General features: G+C 51.3%; 13 protein-coding genes. 12 read left to right on the top strand and 1 reads right to left on the bottom strand.

Annotated elements, in window-relative coordinates:
• Positions 1-100: 100 nt before the first annotated feature.
• The 5 genes from BLS08_RS12340 (at position 101) to BLS08_RS12320 (ending at position 7,957) form a co-directional block, all read left to right on the top strand.
• Positions 101-556 carry a type IVB secretion system protein IcmW gene (locus BLS08_RS12340; protein ID WP_050413094.1) on the top strand — a complete coding sequence of 152 codons (456 nt, stop codon included), beginning with the start codon at positions 101-103 and terminating at the stop codon, positions 554-556.
• Entirely contained in the window at positions 556-1,152 is a 597-nt protein-coding gene (locus BLS08_RS12335; RefSeq protein WP_017362193.1) for a hypothetical protein, read from the top strand. Before BLS08_RS12340 ends, BLS08_RS12335 begins: the two co-directional genes overlap by 1 nt.
• Positions 1,133-2,200, top strand: coding sequence for a hypothetical protein (locus BLS08_RS12330; protein WP_017362192.1), 1,068 nt, complete (start codon positions 1,133-1,135; stop codon positions 2,198-2,200). Before BLS08_RS12335 ends, BLS08_RS12330 begins: the two co-directional genes overlap by 20 nt.
• A gap of 16 nt (positions 2,201-2,216) precedes the next feature.
• Positions 2,217-3,440, top strand: a complete 1,224-nt coding sequence (locus BLS08_RS12325; RefSeq protein ID WP_139204217.1) for a hypothetical protein — start codon at positions 2,217-2,219, stop codon at positions 3,438-3,440.
• A 746-nt stretch (positions 3,441-4,186) separates the two neighbouring features.
• A complete protein-coding gene (locus BLS08_RS12320) occupies positions 4,187-7,957 on the top strand; it encodes an LPD1 domain-containing protein (RefSeq protein WP_139204215.1) in 3,771 nt (1,256 codons plus the stop codon).
• A gap of 39 nt (positions 7,958-7,996) precedes the next feature.
• Here the strand turns inward: BLS08_RS12320 and BLS08_RS12315 are convergent, their stop codons facing one another.
• Positions 7,997-9,055, bottom strand: a complete 1,059-nt coding sequence (locus BLS08_RS12315) for a hypothetical protein (protein ID WP_017362188.1) — start codon at positions 9,053-9,055, stop codon at positions 7,997-7,999.
• 84 nt (positions 9,056-9,139) lie between these two features.
• Between BLS08_RS12315 and BLS08_RS26330 the strand changes: the two genes are divergently transcribed.
• Genes BLS08_RS26330 through BLS08_RS12280 form a run of 7 tightly spaced genes read left to right on the top strand, consistent with a single transcriptional unit; the run spans position 9,140 to position 14,927 of the window.
• The gene (locus BLS08_RS26330) at positions 9,140-9,418 is read left to right on the top strand and encodes a hypothetical protein (RefSeq protein WP_017362187.1); all 279 of its coding nucleotides are present in this window, start codon (positions 9,140-9,142) and stop codon (positions 9,416-9,418) included.
• Positions 9,415-10,131, top strand: coding sequence for a DotI/IcmL family type IV secretion protein (locus tag BLS08_RS12305; protein ID WP_017362186.1), 717 nt, complete (start codon positions 9,415-9,417; stop codon positions 10,129-10,131). Before BLS08_RS26330 ends, BLS08_RS12305 begins: the two co-directional genes overlap by 4 nt.
• Entirely contained in the window at positions 10,128-11,093 is a 966-nt protein-coding gene (locus BLS08_RS12300) for a DotH/IcmK family type IV secretion protein (RefSeq protein WP_017362185.1), read from the top strand. The genes BLS08_RS12305 and BLS08_RS12300 overlap by 4 nt, the downstream gene beginning before the upstream one ends.
• Positions 11,094-11,097: 4 nt before the next feature.
• Complete coding sequence (locus BLS08_RS12295) at positions 11,098-12,360, top strand: DotG/IcmE/VirB10 family type IV secretion system protein (protein ID WP_017362184.1); 1,263 nt, start codon at positions 11,098-11,100, stop codon at positions 12,358-12,360.
• A 21-nt stretch (positions 12,361-12,381) separates the two neighbouring features.
• Positions 12,382-13,896, top strand: a complete 1,515-nt coding sequence (locus BLS08_RS12290) for a hypothetical protein (protein WP_090336781.1) — start codon at positions 12,382-12,384, stop codon at positions 13,894-13,896.
• Between the two features lie 6 nt (positions 13,897-13,902).
• Positions 13,903-14,496, top strand: coding sequence for a hypothetical protein (locus tag BLS08_RS12285; RefSeq protein ID WP_017362182.1), 594 nt, complete (start codon positions 13,903-13,905; stop codon positions 14,494-14,496).
• A gap of 32 nt (positions 14,497-14,528) precedes the next feature.
• Positions 14,529-14,927, top strand: coding sequence for a hypothetical protein (locus BLS08_RS12280; protein WP_139134737.1), 399 nt, complete (start codon positions 14,529-14,531; stop codon positions 14,925-14,927).
• Positions 14,928-15,332: the final 405 nt, after the last annotated feature.

Raw genomic sequence — 15,332 nt, 5'->3', positions numbered from 1 at the left:
GCCCTTCAAAAATGACTATGTATGGTATAGTACCATTGTATCGCATAGTGTGAGAACGGCGGAGGGGATTGTGGAGGTACGTTCGCAGAGCAGAAGTCACTTGGATGACTCCGAGGTCTCCGCTTATTGGCGGCAGATAAGCCAGTCGCTTTCGAGGTTGCTGGATGAGATGGATCACCGCGACACCTGGGCGATTGATGGCGACCCTGCATTCCTCGATCTGCTGTCGAGGCTTGTAGAACTGATGGAAAACGAAACCTTTGCCTCAAGCATCGAACGTGGCGAGAACGCTGCTCGCATGGCTGAAGTGCTAGCCCTTCTGAGGACAAGTCGCTTCATGCGGGTTCTGGAGATGTTCGACAAGAGACAGCCCGGCGTCGTCAATAGACTGGTTCTCGCCTTGGCAAGGCTTGGAGGGGAAGGTGAATTGTTTGCCAGCCTTTTCTATGAGCGGCTACTAAACGTGCATAGGGCCGAGCTACTAGGCCAGGTTTTCTCCGTTTCTCGTGGTGAGCGCATCGCCCAAGACGTACAAATGGTTAAGGAGATTATGTAATGAGGCGTTCGCTTTTAGGGATGGCGGTCATCCTCCTAATGTCAGCTCAAGCCTGGGGCGCGGACGACGAATGTGCGCTTGACGAGGTAATGAGAAACCAGCGCGTACAAATGGACCAGCGAGTGGCTGACATATACAAGCTGCCAGAAGCCGCGATGGACAACGCGCCGCACGTTAAAGATGCATCTTGCCTACCGATCATGGATGACTTGGACAAGCTGATTCGGATGCGAATCCCTTCCATTGGTGGAATGGACGGAATTTGGACCAAGATCAAAGATCAAGCCTGCAAGATGGCTAACAACTATCTGCAACAAATCGCAAACCGCGCAAAGACTTCTGTAAGTGACCCGCTCGGCGTCGTGACCGTTAGCGCAGGCACCACAACTGGTGAAGGTGGAATGGCAGTAGAGACCTACGACTTCGGCAAGGTGCTAGAGCGAGCCGGTACGCAGGTCATTAACCAGGGAGGGAACGTCATCAAGGGGGATGTGAACGGTGCAATTAGGGACTTGCCTGTAGGTCCGTCGAACCGCACACCTCGCGTCGAGTCCGAAGTCAGCAATGGGGTGAGTGATGCGATTCGTGGCCTATAAAATCGTCCTGTTGAGTTTCCTCATTTTGGCATCTGGACGAGTCCTCGCTTTGGGTGGAATCCCAGTTGAATGCGCGGGCTGTGAGCAGGCGTCGAAAGACGCAGCCTATAACTCGGCGAACTCAATAATCGACGCTATACGTTCGCAGACTGAGGTCTTGGTCAACGCCATGGACTATGTGATGCGCATGGAACAAGCCGTGGTTAACGAGAGGGCTAAGGCAGAGCACAAGCTTTCCAATAGCTATCAGATGGACCCAGACCTCGGGGCAAAACCAAGGGCTGCATGCGGGCAATATGCTGCGGCCGGCATGAGAAAAGCCCTGGAGAACTCTTCCAAGGTTGTCCAGGCTGGACTTCGTTCCCGTATTGAAGCGCGAAATGAGCGTTCCAAAAACTTGGCACCTGGGGAGCCCCGGCTAGCCTACGACGTAAAAGAAATCTTAGAAAAAATGGACAAGCCAGAGTTCAAAGGAGCTGAGCTGCTTGTTCAGGAAGAAGGTATTGAAACAGAAGACAAGGATAGGCTTGCAGAGCTTCTGGAAGCCCTGCTAATGCTGCTGAACCCATACCCGGTATCAACCCCAACAGCAGAAGAGGTTGAGCGAATCAAGGCGCATGGTACGCCGGCAGAAAAAGCTTCGTTGGCAGAAGCGGTTGTCATGAAAGAGCGTATGCAGATCGGCCAACAGGTTTTCGCAGAACATTTCGACAAAAACCTCAAAAAAATTGATCCGAAGGACCTTGAGTACATGCTCAAGGATGTGCGTTCAAGCATGAGTAGCGACCAACAAAATGAGTTGGATAGCAAGCTGAGTGCCTATGAACTCGACGAGCTGATGGCTACGTATCGGGTTCGTTCAGAAAAGTGGTTCACCGCTGTGGTGGCCAACCCCAGTGAAGCCGCCGCTAAGAAGGATGCACTGATGATGCAGGCCGAAACGCTTAACCAGCTTTGGCAGCTGAACAAAGAGGTTCGCAAGTTGGTGAGGCTGACCGCAGAAGCCTCCACTCGCGATGTAAGTCAATCCGGGCTGATGAGCCGTTAATCAGAGGCGTGCGCACATGAACGAACAAGACCTTCTATCCGATCAGAGTAATGAAAGCACAGCCATTCTGGCTAGTCACTCCGAAGGAACTCATCAAGAAAGCGTTGTGGCTGAAGGTGTGGCTGCTTCGCCTGGAGATACTGAGCAGCACGAAATGGTGCTGTTTGCCGGCGACCGTATTGGGGACAGGGACGATGAGATTGCCCCATCTGGTGATGAAAATCAGGTGGTAGCTCAGGAAAGTCCTACCTCTGCAGACACAGAAGAACCTGTAACTGAGGACCCGTTTGCTGAAGAGTCGTTTCTGGAGCTGGATGCTCAAGAGATCGCGGCAATCAATGGCGAAAGCACGGCTAGTGATGAATTGATTGTTGGTAATGAAGCGTCGATCAATGATAACGATCTTCCAGGCGAAAACTCCGATGAATTTCTCGGCGCAGAATCAGCCCGAGAGTTTCTTTTGCAGCAGGGCGCTGGAAAGTTCTCTTCGCTGCTCAGTAATGCGGCCGGTCAAGAGTATCAAGAGGAGCAATTTGGTGGTGAGCATCACCCAGAGGGAATGAGCATGCGCTCATTCGCGAGGGGGGCAGCTCCAGCCGGGTCTATGCTTCCTCCCGGTGATGCTGGCCAGGCGCAAGCTCCACAGTATTCTGCCACTGCTCAGGTCGTCGGGGCCTTGGCATCAGGTCTCGTCGGGGCTGTGCGTGGCATGGTTGGGGCCGTTGCAGGTCGCCCAGCGGCAACCATGGTGAAAGGCTGTCAGACGTTTATGAACAACAGAAGTGAACGTACGTTTCAGCAGAATATGAGCGCTGTTGAGGCGGTTGCTTCCGAGTGGAAAGCCGCAAGTACGGATCATCTCGGCGACGAAGAAAAGCTTGCTGCTTTCATGCATTCGGAGACGGCACTCGCCCTCACAGAACGAATGGCAAAGGCTGCCGCATCGCTGGAGCAATCCGCCAGGCAAATGGCGTTGACTGCGCTCAAGAACGGCATGGACAGCGATGAAGTGCTCGAAAAAACGGCAGCAAAAATCGCCAGGTTTACCGACCAGAACAAGGAAGCGCTTGCATTGATGAAGCAAGGTGATTCCTCGATGTTGGAACGGTTTGACCGAATCACCAATGACCTATTCACCATGATCAAGAATGCAGTACTTCAGATGGTCGAATGGGTAACAGGTCAGAAGATGGAGCAAGAGCCGGGGGTGGCTGCAACAGCCGCGCCCAGGATGGGCTAAGCGATAGCTGAACTAGATATCCCGAGGTGAGAAAGGCCATGCTACCTAGCATTTGGGGTAAGCACGATGTTGCCCGAATTGATCCGGTTTTTGTAAACGGAACCCTGGTTACTACGCTTGCTCAGGCACCTGAAGGGTGGGAGCCACGGTTGGAGGCTATTGGTTTTCGAAGGACCAGGAATGGTTGGGCTCGCCTCGGGCATCTAGTACAAGCTGAGTACCAGTATCTCTCCTCCGAGATCGAACTCGTTGGCTTCCGGCCGGATTTCGCAATCGATATCCCAGCTGCTTTATCAGCCAGTGAGACGACACCTTTCGAGGTTAGGGACGAGGTACTCGGGTTCTGGCAGAGGAAGTATTCATCCCTCCAGGCATCGCTATACCTAGAGCACGGTGTAACCTTCTCTCGCGGGCAGGTCTGGACTTTCGTCGAGCAGGCCCTTGAGTCAGCCATTACCCCTGAATCAGAAACTGTACTTGGTCTCGCCATCGAATCACTGCGCTCAAAGGGAGCACTACCTGCTGATGTGCAGGCTATGGAAGCACGTTTAAAAGCATGGAGAGGGGACACAGGGGAGCCATATCAGGCTCCTATCCCCCGTAAGATCATACTTGCTCAAAGCTCGGCAATTAAGTGGACCGATACGGATGGCATAGCAAGAAGTGGGCGGCTAGCAAGGCCTTTGCGTATTGGTGATACGGGAATTCTCGTTTACTCGGACGGGCCGTCATGGGTAGGAGGGTACGTGTCGGTCGCTCCAATCAGGGTTGCGCGCTCTTCCATTTTCTATGATGAGCCTACACCCGATTGGTTGCCTGAGCATATTCAGGAAACCGCAAATGTTAGCCAACCGCTCACAGCCTCGCCTTCTCCGGACAGGATTGACCCTTCCTCAGTAGAGGTCAGACAAGAGGTCATCGCTTCCATAGCCAAATTGATCCAGCGCAACGGCTACCTGACCGGCAACAATGGTGAATGGTTAACCCTTGCCCGGACTCAGCTTGGCTTTGATTTTCCAGGTGATGATTCCGATCAAGGCATCGAGTGGCTTAACCAAGTTTTTTCTCTTCTTCAGCAAGAAAGTAAGAAGGTCTACGGTGATGATCCGATTCAGTTTGCCCTTTCAGCATCTGCAGACGCTGGTGATCCGCTGACGCTGAGTGTGGTCGTGGCGGCCTCGATTAATGGAAACGTTTATCGCGAGGGCCGAAGCCACAGTGTTCCACTCTGGCGAAGCGGGCAACCCATAGTCCCCGACTTCAGGGGCGCACTCCAGGAGGTAGAGAGGCAGCGTTCAGCTGATGAAACAATTCTTCGGCGATCTGCATCTGCTCTTGGTGCTGCGACTGAAGGGGGACCGACGCTGCCACTTAGGGCGTTGCTTTCCTGCTGCACGGCTATGGAGACCATCGCGGAAAGGAACCCTGAAGCTATCGATCAAGACTATATGTACCGTCTCCTCAGTACCCAACTACGAACTGCAGAAATTCGTGACTATATTGACCGCCGCTCTGTAGATAGCAGCTTAAGTTACACAGTATATGAGCGTGCGCAGCGCTTGTTGGAATTCGATGTCGTTAACCTGAAGTCATCACTAATCCAGCTATCTGATCTGGTTAATCTTCTTAGCGGGCAAAACGAACTGGGAATCGGCTGGCTCAAATCTTTAGCAAAAAGAGAGCTAGACAGTTACGTAGTAAGATGTGATTCGAGTGCACTTGATGAGAAAGTCCCCCGTGCTGAAGGACTGATGTACACCAATGTTGTTAAGGGTGGAAGGCCTTGGCTGGATTGGGATAGCGCTAGATTATACCAAACGCTAGACCCTGCTTTAAATCATTATGCTGAAGCAATCATTCGATATTCACCTGCTCTAGGGAGGGTGGAGGCATCTCGTCTTGAAAAACATGCAGAGCTAGTTAAGCGTTATACGCTGGCAAGGCGTGTACGAGAGATACCTGGAAGGCTTCGAGCTATTTCTGATGAGAGCATTAAGGAATTAATAAGAGCCGACCTCTATCGTTTAGGCGGCACTCGCGTTATGAAAATCCCGGAGCAGAATCTCGACCGTATTTTGGGACAAGTGGCTGTCGCTGCAAGGCGTGAAGGGGTATGGGGCGTAACATTAGAGTTGAAGGCCCGCAGCATTTTCACAAGACCGGTCAATGTAGATACGGCTCAAATGTCAGAAACTCGCGCTGCTGTTATTGGCAAAGCTGTCTCGGATATAAAGGACCGGGGAGGACGATCAATTGTCATAGGTCTGGATACTCTTAGTTGGATTGATCCAGAACTGGTAGAGCTTCTTAATGGGGATGACAAACCTGCGGTTATTAAGAGTTCTGCATCTCTATCAAATGCTGGCGAGTCAGCTGATAAATACGTAGATACGGGTGTCGTTGCAGGTCTTGCGGCTAAAGACATTAGGGGCTTTGATAAGGCGCAGCTAATAGCCAGCGCTGAGTTAATGAGCGACAGTCAAAAGTCAAACTACATAACGAAAGAGCTTTTATGGCCGCGTAAAAGCTTTGAGGAAATGCGTGAGCTAGGTGCGCTTCCCCGAGTGGCAGCAATGCATGACCTTATTTGGAAAACAGTTGATGCAAAGCCAAAGTCATTAATGAAGAGCCATGTGACTGCATTTATTGAATTGGTGCAGGCATATAAAACACTAGATAGAAGCCTTACCGGTGATCTTGCAACATATCAAGATTCATTGAACGCTATTTCCTCTAAGCTCTTTGGGGGTGACGAATTCCGCCATGTGAGTGACGTTTACTGTATGCGTAAAGACCTTAAAATACGTGGTACGCATACGACACTAAAAAGCCGGGTCGATTTTACACAGTCGTCGAAGCTTAGAGACGTCGCTGCTCATACCGATTGGTCCCAATTAATTCGCGTAAAAGCTAAACCAAAGTCAGTTCCCGCCGGCAGCCGAGTAAAGCGTGGTGAACTTCAGCGCATTGGTCCGGACTATCGCAATGGAAAGTCAGTCACGGGCGAAGACTTCATCCGTACCTTTGGGTTCTCTGGGGTGGAGTACGGAAACTGGACCACTCAAGAGGAACGGGAAAAGCATCTGAATTTTGCCTACGACAGCATGATGGACTTTGCCAGAGTGCTGGGTTGGGAACCCATGGCCTTAAGTTTAGGGGGGAAACTTGGGCTCTGTATAGGTAGCAGAGGTAAGGGCGGTAGAAACGCAGCAGACGCACATTTTGAGCCGGTCAACATGGCAATCAACCTCACACGTATGCGAGGTGATGGAACTTTGGCGCATGAGTTTTTCCATGCGGCGGCAAACCATTTTGGGCGCTTGTACCGAGGCGTGTCTGTCGATCTTGCTGACGCAATTGCGTATCCGCTCAAATCGGATGAGAACATAAGAATTTCGGCCCCAGAGACTAAAGGCAAGCTTAGGCAGGAAGTTGCATCCTCTTTCTATGCGCTAATGGCGAGCATTATGCGTGCACCAAAGGATGGAGCGACGTGGGCTGACCTCAGCAGTTACACGGAACAAAGTGCTTTCCTACGTTCGGCTATCGCAGTGGATGGAGAAAAGAAGCGTGTCTACTGGTCTCAGCCTGCGGAAATGTTTGCTCGGGCGGGAGAGGCTTGGTTCAGCAATATGCTTGAATCGGCAAAGCAGAGAAATGACTACCTGGTAAAGCAAAACTATCGTGAATCGGCTATGGGGCTCTATCCATCTGATTCGCACATGCAGCGGATAAACCATTACTTCAGTCCCTGGATCGACTCGATACGCAACGAAACTCAGAAAGTAAATCACCCGTATCTGGGGGAGATCGAGATGCCGGTGTTGAATACAGAAATGTACAGCCGCGCCCCGCTTGTTGCCAACGATCTTATATCGCTAGCACAAGAAAAACTGGAGACGCTATTCAAGTCGGCTGCCCCGCATCTTTGGGTAATTGACGATCCACGTGAGAAGCCTGGCTTCTACGCTCTTGCTCGACACCTCATTCAGCTAAATGCTTCCTGTGCCGATGAGGATACCTTCAATCATGAGGCCTGGCATGCAGCGCACGCTGTACTGCTTACCGAAGAGGAAAAAGGAGCAATGGCGTCAATATTTGTCCCTGAAAGCCCTCTGGCGAAGAGGCTTGCTCACATTATGAGGGTGGAGGGTTATGCTGATGCCGTGGAACACATGCTCAGCGACACTAAAGAGATGCAGGCTTATGCTTACCAATTTTGGGCGGCTGGGAAACTAAATCTAAGTGCTGATAGTGGTTTGATCGAGTTCAACCGAGCGAACGATTTCGTCGAAGGTGTCATCGAAGTTAAGGACGTTTTCGGTGAGGCGGTAGTCGAATCGCTCTTCAACCGATTTCGAAGTGGTGAGTTAGCACAGCGCAGACATGAGTTCGACCTCCACCACGAGACTGAAATATCGGAAGCTGATTGCTGGGATGCGGATAACATCATCTGGAATCTGGAGCCAATGCAAGACAACCAAGTGACAAGGCCTAGACCTTTCCGATTAGGATAAAAAAACCCCGCTTCGGCGGGGTTTTTTCCGGTATCGATTTCAGTTAATAGCTTGCCAGTCGTCGGCGTTTGGCAGTCCGCTGATTACTTCTACGGTTCCATCTTTCCGCCTAAAAACAACCACAGGGGTTCCAAGGCTAGGGTTCTTATCAGCAAGGCTGTGATAAGTCATGAAGTTTTCTTTAGCGCGTACATAGTCTGCTTCAGATAATGCTTCGATGCTTTCAGCATGCTTCGAAACATCCCACGTAGGCTTCATTGTTTCGTGAAGAACATCGTTCCCTCTCTTGGGGTCAAGTCCATACTCCCTCAACGCCAGGGCAGAGAGCACCCACCCCCGCTCCGAGGTGTACATTGGAAGCCAGTTCCATTGGATACCAAATCGCTTGGTCAGCTCTTCGCTCTGCGCGGAGAGCTTCGCGCAATTCACGCACACCGGATCGACCAGAACATAAACAGCTTTGTCTGGTGACCCTTCCGGGGACCGAATGCTGGGAAGAGCTACCAATTTCGCAAGCAAATCCTCTCGTGCAGCAGTGACAGACTTTTGATCCGCCTCTGGCGATGCAGAGGGCTCCTGCGTTGCAGGAGTGGATGGTGCTGGGGAGCCGGCCGGGGCTGCGCCGAGTAGAGCGAGCCGCTCATTGATCATGTTGATCGCTGCATTGTTGGTAGCTAATACAGTCTCCAGTTCTCCGTCAGCACTAGCGCCGCCAGTGCGAACCTGAATTTTGCTTCTTCGGTCATGAAGAGGCCCGTTCAGGAAACGCTGTCCATCAGGGAGCAGGTAGACAAATCCACGTGAGCTGTCGTCGCCTTTTACCGCGTGCATGTCTACTTCGAGAAGGCAGCCTGCAGCTTTTGCACCTGCACCCAGGTCGAGCAATTCGGCCGTGTTGATAGCCAGCTTTGGGAAGTGCACAGAAAGAAGTGCATGCGCCTGATCAATGCCTGCAGCTTTCTCGCAGGCCTGCGAAGACCCGCCATCACCCTTTACCCAAAAGTAGAGCACGATGCTCCCGAGAGCGAGGATTGCGAGGGCAGAGCTTAGGTACGCGGCGAAAAGTATGCCCTTGGGTTTACTGATGCTGTCGGTCATATGGTTCACCATAAAATTTTGGTTTAGTGATACTACACCGAATAGTTTTTCAGTGCTACGATGTGTAGCAGTTAGGAGAGATCAATGCTGCTACGCGACTACATACGTTCACTGCCGAAAGGCGAAAGGGGTGCTTTCAGACTGCGCCTTGCGGCGGCGCATGGGGTGTCCGTGGCGCTTGTTCGGAAGTGGGAGAACGATCCTGCGCCCGATGAATGGAGTGCTGACAAGAAAAGGGCTGAGGTAAGGCGGCATCCGTCAGAGCTAAAGGCCATTGAGGTCACTGAGAGGCTAACTGATCACCGGGTGACGCGGCTTGATCTAAGGCCGGAATGCTGGACGATGGAGATGGAGACCGTATGACTAAAGCACCCAATAACGCGGGCGCAGATAAAAACTCCGCGAAGGCATCAAGCGACGCCTCTCTCTTGGATCGTGTCCTCGACACCCAGGGCATTGTTGCACTGCTAAATCTAGGCGTCGTTGCAGGCGAAGAGCTGCGCCGAAAGAATCGCTACATGGTTGGCCTAATGGCCTGCCTGGCTTTATCGCTGGCTTTCAATGTCGTCCTCTACAACAAGGTTCCTGAACCGAAACTGCTCGGTGAAACCACTGACGGACGAATCAGAGAACTCCCGCTTCTCAATGCGCCGATGTATAGCGATGCGGAGATTCTCGCGTGGGCAGAAAAATGCATCACAACAATCTATGACCTCTCCTACAACGACTGGGAAAAGCACGTCCAGAACGAAACGGGGTGTCTGAGCGATAGCGCGCGATCTGGGTTCGTTGGTTCACTGCGACAAGTGGGTGTTCTTGATTACCTGACGCGCGAAAAGCAGGGTATCGCCTATGCGACGCCGCAGGGGGCTGTTCTTCGAAAAGGTTGGATTGCACCACAGGGCTACTGGCAATGGGTAGTAGAGGTCCCGTATCGACTGACGATTGAAGGCAAGCAGCGGGGCTCCATTGAGCTGGTAATGATGATGCAGATACGCCGCGTGAGCCTTACCTGGCGAGAAAGTGGGCTTTGGGTTGCAAACTATAAAGTGACGCCCAAGGGGAGTAGGCCGTGAAACTGATTTGTCTCCCTTTGCTGGCGACCCTGATTCTGCCAGGTATTGCTCTGGCAGAACAGGCGAAGAGTGAGCTTGAGGTTCGGGGTGATCAACTTCTTAAAGCTGATCCGAAAAGCATTCTGAATCTTCGTGAAAGAATCCAAAATATTTCAGCGGCCAAACAAGCCCCTATTCAGGGGGACTTTGAGCCCGAGATTCCTCAAGAAATTCTCAACATTGATGAAATTTTCGATGTGACTCTTGGGCCGGATAACAGAGAGCCGAAAATATTCATCGCCAGATACCAGAGTAGTGCCGTTAGCTTTATCGACGCATACGGAAAACCGTGGCCGATACGAAAAATATCTTCGTTCCTAGATGGGCTTGTTTATATCGAGAAGGCTGCAACTGACTCTAAGGGGCAACCTGGCGAAGGGGCGGAGGGAAATGGCATTGATATAAATGACCCCCAGGCAGGAAGCTTCACAGTAACTGCATTGAAGCATGGCGTGGTCGGCAACATCACAGTGTTCCTTGTTGGCCAGCAAACGCCTATCTCCGTTCAGTTGGTAGGAAAGCCTTCAATGTACCACCGAAACGCCACTGTGCGGGTGCAGGATGTTGGTCCGCAGACCAGCCAAAGTGACTTGTTTCGAGATGTAGGCGTGGTGATTGGCACAGATACCGATGTTGATCTGAATCACGCGCTATATGGCGTCACCCCTGCCGGCAGCGAAGAAATGGTCGTAGAGGGGGCTGAGGGTAAAGCGTGGTTGAAGGATGGTGTGCTTTACCTTCGGACCCCTATTGCCGTGTTCTCTCCAAAAATCTTGCGTTCTTCGCCAGGTAATGGGCGTTATCGAGCCTACAGGCTGGAAGCAGCTACTGAAGTTTTGGGAACAAATAACGAAGGAAGGACGGTTGTGATGAAGATTCTCCGCAGTCCTGCAACCGCCATTCTTGAACAAGGGATTAAGTGACGCCATGGCTACGCCAGACGAAGATAAGATTGCCGATGAGGCTTTTGGTCTTTCCGCTAGCCGTGAAGATCAATCCGAGCGCGTTGGAGCGGAATACGCAACTATTGCCCCCGTTCGGGGTGGAAAAGCGATTAAAGGAATCTTCAACAAAGAGAATAAGTGGCGGCTGGTTGCTATTGGTGGATCAGCATTTTTACTAATCGGTGGCATCGCATGGGGATTCCTCTCGGTTTCCCAGAGCGATGTGAAGCCCGCATCAGTTGGTACGGTTGGGCAGGGCTCGAAAGTGTCAACCAGGGCTAGCAACGAAACGACCGAGTTTCAACGGCGAGAGGCTGAAAGGTTCAATACGGAGACACTCCCTGAAATTCAGAAAACAGACCCAAACGCACATCCTATTGTGACTATGGGCGAGGAGAATCCGTTCGAACCGGAAGTGCAACTGAAAACACCGAAGAAAGTTTCGGAGGCTGGCCAAGTTGAAGAGCCGGCAAGAACTACAGCACAGCAAAACGCTCAAGCTAGAAATGCTGATCGTGAGGCCAACAAGCAACTGGATGATCTAATCAAGGGCTTGATCGAGGACGAAGGCCGTGTTCCGAAAGCTCTAGCGGTTTCCTGGAGCTATGCTGGAAGTTCACGGGGAACAACAAGTCGTGACGCACAGCAACCTAATGCAATGCAATCCGCTGCTCAGCAAAATGTTTCGCAGCAAACACAATGCACTTTCCTAGCTAGGGCAGGGGACATGTATATGGCTACGGCCGATCTTGCCCTGAATAGCGATGTCGGCGGTAGCGCCTCGCTTACTATTCGAAATGGTTCAGCACGAAATTTTCGGCTTATAGGTTCTTTCGAACGAAAGGAAGAATGGATTCGCCTTGAATTAAACAAGTTGGTCACTCCCTGGAAGACTTACACCAACGTAAGTGCAATTGGATTGGATGTGGGAACTTCGCTTAATGCGGTTGAGGGTGACGTGGATCGCCACATTATGTACCGCTATGGTTGGTGGGGCTTTGGCACTGTCTTAAAGGCTGTGGGTAGCGCAGCGGAAAAAAATGCAAATCAGCAGGTTGTTATAAGCGACGGTAACGCAATCCAATCCACGCAACAGGATTCTTCGCGTGAAATAAAAATGGCCCTCGGTTCACTTGGAAATGATCTTGGGTCTGCTTTTCAGGATCGCCTAGATAGGCCCATAACGGTGTCCCTAAAGGTTGGCGATGAAGTCGGCGTCTTCTTTTTGGACGATGTGTGTCGTTAAGACGCGCTATCTGGAGGATTTATGAGCAGCAGCCACGCAGAGCAACAGAATGAGCATAGCCCCGAAGAGAGTGGTCAGCGGTTTGACTTCGATCTGAATAACGATGAGTTGAGAGATGACTTCGACTTATCCCGTATCGAAGCTGAGTCAGAACAGGTAATGAGCCAGCATGTGTCAGAAATGCCTATGCCAGAAAGACTGGACTTGCCACATGACTTCGATAGCCAGCTGGAGCAACAGGGGGCTAATGAAGGCAAGGCAGTCGACGTTGCCAAGGGAGGTAGTTCAAACATTCTGATCGCTGTGGTTGGAACAGTGATGGTCGGCCTCCTCAGTGCCCTTGGCTATTGGGCTTGGGCTACCATCGTCGCGCCCTCAAGTCCGGCGCAACACAAATTCCCAGACGAGACCATCCAAGCCCCTGCTCCGGTACAAAGTCATAATCCAGGACAACAGATACGCCCAAGCCAGGACCTGAATAAAGAAAGCGCTGATCTTGTTGCAGCTCTAGGCGGCGGCCAATCTCAGCCTATGACGAACACTGTCGCTCCGCAGCCCTTGGCAGTAGAAGAAATCTCCAAGGGCGGGAACGATGGAGAACTGCAACGGGAAGAATTCTTGGAGACGCAAGGGGATTCCTTTGGTTCTCATAGTGATTCGATCTCGGCGCGAGAAGAAAGCGGGCTTCGTGTGCTGCGCAGCGACGGCGGAGTTGTTTCTATGTCTGCGTCAGCACCTACATCCTCCCCTATTGCACCTACTGAGGAAGACGCTCTCTATGACAAAGCATTGGAGCATGCAGGTGCAATGGATTTGCCACCAGGTGCTATCAAGATTGATCCGAATGTTATCAGCCAGACCGTCCAAAACAGTCGAGTAGATTCACTGGCGGCAACTGTTGAGACTTCACGCAAGGAGGTTGCTGATCTGAAAACTGTTATGGCCGATCTGCGTGGCGAAGTATCCAAGCTAGGCAAGGCCATCGACGGAAGTATTGCTCAGCAAAGCGAGCAACGAAAGCTCGTTGAAAATTTGGTTAAGACTGTTGAGGGCATCTCCAAAAAACAAGAATTGGATGTTGCGGCGTTGAAGAAGGAAATCAACGAACGAGCAGCAGATCGGACACCTGTAGCGGCAAAGCCAGTTGCGGCAAAAAGTCAGGCCGTCGTGACTTCACCAAATGCAAACCCTGTTGCAGCTCAGCCTGTAGCGCATGCACCACAGGCAAGGCCAGTTGCACCCGTTGAAGTCGCAAAACCTGTCGTGCTTCCAGCCCCGCAGCAGGTTGCATCTGTCGTTGCGCCAATATCTGAAGGCTCTCAAGCGCATAGTCTCCAGCAATGTGATGGCCGACTTGTATCGAGCAACTGGCGCGTCAAAGGGATCAATAACTCCTCGGCATATGTTGTTCGTGTTCAGGATGGTGAAGGGCTCTTGGTTAAACAGGGCGTTGAAGTTCCTGGATATGGCGCGGTAAAAAGCTTCGACAGATTTAACAGAACTGTTTGTACAACTCAGGGCCTCATCAGAAGGTAACGATTTATGGCGGCCAATGGGTCAAATAGCGGCGGTATGGGAGATGTGCTAGGTAACATCGGCGTTGGAATGAGCGATGTATTTGTCAACCTATCCGCCGAGTACCCCGCGCTTCTAACGTTCATCTTCGTTTGTTTCGCGGCTGCCGGCATTCTGATCTCAGCTAGTGCAGTGTTTGACTTGATTAAAATTGGAGACAGGAATCAAGCAAGCCAAGGTGGTGCAAAAGCCATTTTTGCGAAGATGATTGGTGGGTCTTTACTTATAGACATGGCTTTTTGGGCCAGCGTTATGGGTGACTCACTCTGGTCATACGCTGACCCGCTGGGAATCGAAAGTTACTCAGCATCCAGCGGTTCTGACGACTTAGGTCAAACAGCTCTAATGGCTGTGATTGGATTTATTGTACTTGCAGGGTACGTGGTACTTGGGCGTGGTTACTTCATGATCACAAAGCTCGGTTACCTTACACCTGACGCACGATCCGATTTAATCGGTAGCATTATTTCACGCATCGCTGCTGGCACGGCCATGATTGCCTGCTTGCACATTGCAAAAGCGATTGATAACTCAACCGGGCTAATGTGGCTTCCAAGCTAATAGGTCCAAAACCACAACCTATGGGTGAAACTATGAAAGACCTGATCGAAATTCTTTATAAGGCAACCGACCGTTTGCTCCAACGTGTCAAGCGCACCTTCATATTCATGGCTATTGCCTTTGTTTCTCAGCCTGCCTGGGCTCTCAAAGCTAGCGATCTAACTGGAGGCATTACCCTTGAGGTATCTGCCGGCGTAAAGTTAGGCCTTATCATCATTGCAGGTATTGGCATTGTTACCGCTGGTGTGGCAATTATTAGCTGGATCATGGCGAATAAGCGCAACGAGCCAGCTAAATGGCAGTTTGGTGCAGTTCTTGGCGGCGCTGCAGCAACTATTGTGCCTCTGCTTGTTCTCGCTTTTGCTGGCTCCCTTTCTGACGGTCAGGGCGATGCAGAGGGTGTCTTCAACGATCTGGGTATTAACTACTAAGGCCGATCTGATATGGCGCTTGATCTTGTAGGCACAGTTGGTCAACCGCAAATTGCGGAGAGGGTAATTCTTGGCCAATGGTTGAAGAATGATACTTTACGGCCTATCGGCCTACAGGTTCTCAAGCGCCATAACTTCACCTGCTCTAACTGCGGCTTTGCTAGTAGACCATCAAAACAAATTCCTCATGGCTGGATGATCCCTGCCGGGCTTCGACATCCAGGATTGGTTCCAAGCCCTGACGCGAAATGCTTGTGTCCAATGTGCGTTGCTCCATTGGCTCTGAACTGGTCTGTGATTTCAAAAAAGAAAAAGGGACAGGAACTTCAAGCACCTGGAATGCTCATTTATTGCCCATGGATCATTCAGCGGGACTTAAACGTACTCGCTTCATATTCTGTGGCT

Origin of the sequence: Ectopseudomonas chengduensis (assembly GCF_900102635.1) — a bacterium.
Classification (GTDB): domain Bacteria; phylum Pseudomonadota; class Gammaproteobacteria; order Pseudomonadales; family Pseudomonadaceae; genus Aquipseudomonas; species Aquipseudomonas chengduensis.
Note: the sequence above shows the minus strand (reverse complement) of the source record. Positions and strands in the feature narration are given on the sequence as shown.